Here is a 2,151-nt window from a genome sequence, read left to right as displayed (position 1 = left end):
GAAGGTGGCGCGGATCGTCTACAGGAACGTGGCCTGGCTGAAGGCGGTGCGGATCGTCTGCAGGAACGCGGTCTGGCTGAGGGTGGTGCCGATCGTCTGCTGGACAACCGCGCCTGACCCGCCCTGTTCGCGGAGCACCCCAAACCGGCCTGATCAGCCGGTTTTTTTTCGTCTGTTCAACCGGGAATAACCCAACTGCGCACTGCGCCGTAAATATGTCATTTACGGACCTACCTCCATCACCGCCAGGTCCTTACAGTGCTGCCTGGATCAACTGGCAGGCCTCTTTTATGAATCTCTGGTTTCGTTTGCTATACATGCTGTGCCGCCGTCCATGGCGCAAACCTGCACATGGCCTCGCCACCACCGTGGTGCGCATGCGCGTGTGGCCGCTGGACCTGGACATAAACCGACATGTCACCAACGGCCGCTACTTTTCCCTGGCGGATGTCGCACGGATGGATTTCGTCCTGCGCACCGGGGCCTTTCGCGTTGCGTTACGCCACAAGGCGCTGCCCATCGTCGGCGACACCTGGGGTAAATTCCGACGCGAATTAAAGCTGTTCGAGGCGTTCGAGGTACACACCCGCATGCTCGGCTGGGATTCCAAGTGGAGCCTGATGGAACACCGTTTTGTCAGCCGTGGCCGCGTTGTCGGCGTGGTCGTGATGCGCGGACTGTTCCGCTCGGCCAAGGGCACCCTGCCTCCCGCTGAGTTTGTGCGCGAACTGGGCCTGGTGGAGGAGTCACCAGCGATGCCGCAATGGCTCAAGGACTGGGCTCAGAGTTGCGATGACATGAGTGGGCAGTTGCGGGCAGAGGAGCACTAGGTTGTTCAGGATCAAAAGCACGCGTCAGTTCGCCACGTTCGATGTAAGCCCTCTCCCACATGCCGATCTTCACTTGGCTCGGGATCAGTTTTTGTAGTCGGTATCGGCCCGCTCCAGCTGGCGAATCAGTGCATTCCAATGCAACGCCACGCCCGGGCCTTCACCGCTGCTGTGGGCCTTGGCCTGTTCTTCCACCTTCGCCACACCAACTCCGCGTTGCCGCGGTTGAAGCCCCTCAAAAGGCACAGGCTTGAATGGTCCCTCGCACATTGTTGACCGCCCTGGAAAACCTCGTCGACCGGCCGTTCAACAGCCGCTGGCCAGGCGCTCGCGCAAAAACTCCACCAGTGCCTGCACCGGCCGTGAGCTTTGCCGGTGCTGGGGATAGACCGCCGACAGGGTCAGGGCCTCAGGCGCAAAATCGTCGAGAATCGTGACCAGGCGACCGTCCTTCAACGCGTCGCCGACGATAAAGGTCGGCAAGTAGGTGACGCCCAGGCCGGCAATGGCGGTGTCACGCAGCAGCTCGCCGTTATTGACGCGCATGCGGCCGCTGACATTCAGCGCTTGCAGCTTGCCTTTGAAGCGCCACTGCACCTGGCGGCCATGGCCATAAGGCAGGCAGTCATGCTCGGCAAGGTCGTCAGGCTTTTGCGGCGTGCCACGCAGCGCCAGGTACTCGGGGCTGGCGCAATACACCCGCGGAATGCTGGCGATACGCCGGGCAATCAGCGTGGAATCTTCCAGAATGCCGATCCGCAGCACCAGGTCGTACCCCTCGCCGATCAGGTCCACCGGGCGGTCGCTGAGGTCGACTTCCACCGCCACTTGCGGGTGGCGCTGCAGGAACAACGGCAACAGGCAGCCCAGGTGCGCCATGGCGAACGACAACGGCGCGCTCAGGCGAAGGGTGCCGCGCGGCTCGCTGTTCTGGCCGGCGATGCCCTGCTCCACCTGCTCGACTTCACCGAGCAGGCGCAGGGCCGACTCGTAGTAACTCTGCCCCAGGGGCGTGATATCCAGGCGACGCGTGGAGCGGTTGAGCAGACGCACGCCCAGGCGGTCTTCCAGTTGGATCAGTCGGCGACTGACGAACTGCTTGGACAGGCCCAGCTGTTCGGCGGCAGCGGTGAAACTGCCGGACTCCATGACCTGGCAGAACAGGCGCATGTCTTCGAAGGGGTTCATTGTCGCTTCTCAGTAGACATTTATTGGATTTATAACTGGATAGTCGCAACACCACAAATCAAATGTGGGAGGGGGCCTGCTCCCGATAGCGGTGCGTCAGTCAAAACTGTGGCGACTGATACACCGCTATCGG

General features: G+C 61.7%; 2 protein-coding genes and 1 pseudogene. 1 reads left to right on the top strand and 2 read right to left on the bottom strand.

Annotated features, from left to right (window positions below; all coding sequences use genetic code 11):
- Positions 1 to 290: 290 nt before the first annotated feature.
- A complete protein-coding gene (locus tag JWR98_RS29105) occupies positions 291 to 830 on the top strand; it encodes a thioesterase family protein (protein WP_205491887.1) in 540 nt (179 codons plus the stop codon).
- Between the two features lie 84 nt (positions 831 to 914).
- On the opposite strand, the pseudogene JWR98_RS29100 reads toward JWR98_RS29105, so the two are convergent.
- A pseudogene (locus JWR98_RS29100) lies at positions 915 to 1,034 on the bottom strand (class II aldolase/adducin family protein); the annotation flags it as partial.
- A 102-nt stretch (positions 1,035 to 1,136) separates the two neighbouring features.
- A complete protein-coding gene (locus tag JWR98_RS29095; protein ID WP_078732835.1) occupies positions 1,137 to 2,018 on the bottom strand; it encodes a LysR family transcriptional regulator in 882 nt (293 codons plus the stop codon).
- Positions 2,019 to 2,151 lie beyond the last annotated feature (133 nt).

It is taken from the genome of Pseudomonas lactucae, assembly GCF_016937615.1.
Lineage (GTDB): Bacteria > Pseudomonadota > Gammaproteobacteria > Pseudomonadales > Pseudomonadaceae > Aquipseudomonas > Aquipseudomonas lactucae.
The sequence above is the reverse complement of the archived record's forward strand: the minus strand, read 5'-3'. Positions and strand labels throughout refer to the sequence as shown.

Excerpts from the sequence above, each read along its gene's own strand:
- JWR98_RS29105 (WP_205491887.1), top strand. The coding sequence starts at position 291 with ATGAATCTCTGGTTTCGTTTGCTATACATGCTGTGCCGCCGTCCATGG.
- JWR98_RS29095 (WP_078732835.1), bottom strand. The coding sequence starts at position 2,018 with ATGAACCCCTTCGAAGACATGCGCCTGTTCTGCCAGGTCATGGAGTCC.